This is a genomic window from Aeromonas sp. HMWF016 (assembly GCF_963878195.1).
GTDB lineage: Bacteria > Pseudomonadota > Gammaproteobacteria > Enterobacterales > Aeromonadaceae > Aeromonas > Aeromonas lacus.
In genome coordinates this window covers 59,743-60,552 of the sequence record NZ_CAWNWX010000063.1, presented here as the reverse complement: position 1 = coordinate 60,552, position 810 = coordinate 59,743, and the positions used below count along the sequence as shown (strand labels likewise).

Below are 810 nucleotides of genomic sequence, written 5' to 3'. Positions count from 1 at the left end.
GACGAGGTGCGGGTGCTGTCGCGCCGCACGCACGACTCCACCGACGAGATCCAGCAGATGATCGAGACCCTGCAGCAGACCACCCGCCGTGCCGTGGGCGGCATGGAGACCAGTCGCCAACTGGCGGGCACCAGCGTCGAGGATGCTGAGTCCGCCAACCAGAGTCTGGCGCGGATCAACGAGGCGATCGGCTCCATCAGCGACATGGCGACCCAGATCGCGGCGGCGGCCGAAGAGCAGACCTCGGTCACCAGCGAGATCAGCCGCAACACCGAGAATATCCGCCACGTCTCCCAGGAGCTGGCTGAGCAGGCCAATCAGGAGGCGGCGCAGGCGGCCGAGCTGAAGGCGCTGACCGAACGGCTGGAGCAGGAGATCGGCCGTTTCCGGCTCTGATCCTCAGGCCATCTTCCATGAAAAAGGGCAGCCCGCGGGCTGCCCTTTGTTATTGTCGCTGACCGTCAGGCAGCGCTCTCCAGCTGCGCCAGATGGAAGGCGCGCCAGTTGCCGTCGGGCAGGTAGTGCTTGCCCTGCTGCCACCTGGGATCGTGCTGCACCACGTAGCGGTAGTGGTAGGCCTGCTGCTGGCCGACATAACGCCCCTGCGCCGGGTCGAAGATCTCCACCTCGATGAGCTGGCGCAGATATTCGCTCTGGGGATCATCCTCGCCGTGGAAGTTCTCCATCTCGTCGAGCGCCGCGATGGCGGCAGGGAAGTCGTCCAGCACAAACAGCTCGCCATAGACCCAGTCATCACCCTGCAGCAGGGCGGGGTAGCCCTTGTGCTGCAGATGATAGAGGGCGCCGCGC

The 810-nt window shown here is 65.6% G+C and carries 2 protein-coding genes; one reads left to right on the top strand and one right to left on the bottom strand.

Translation table 11 applies throughout. The annotated features are described in order from the left end of the window. On the top strand, nt 1-396 hold a 396-nt coding region (locus AACS24_RS21905), incomplete at its 5' end, for a methyl-accepting chemotaxis protein (protein ID WP_258223165.1). Nucleotides 397-461: 65 nt separating this feature from the next. Here the strand turns inward: AACS24_RS21905 and AACS24_RS09240 are convergent. After that, the coding region (locus AACS24_RS09240; RefSeq protein WP_181364358.1) for a gamma-glutamylcyclotransferase family protein at nt 462-810 on the bottom strand (349 nt) is incomplete at its 5' end.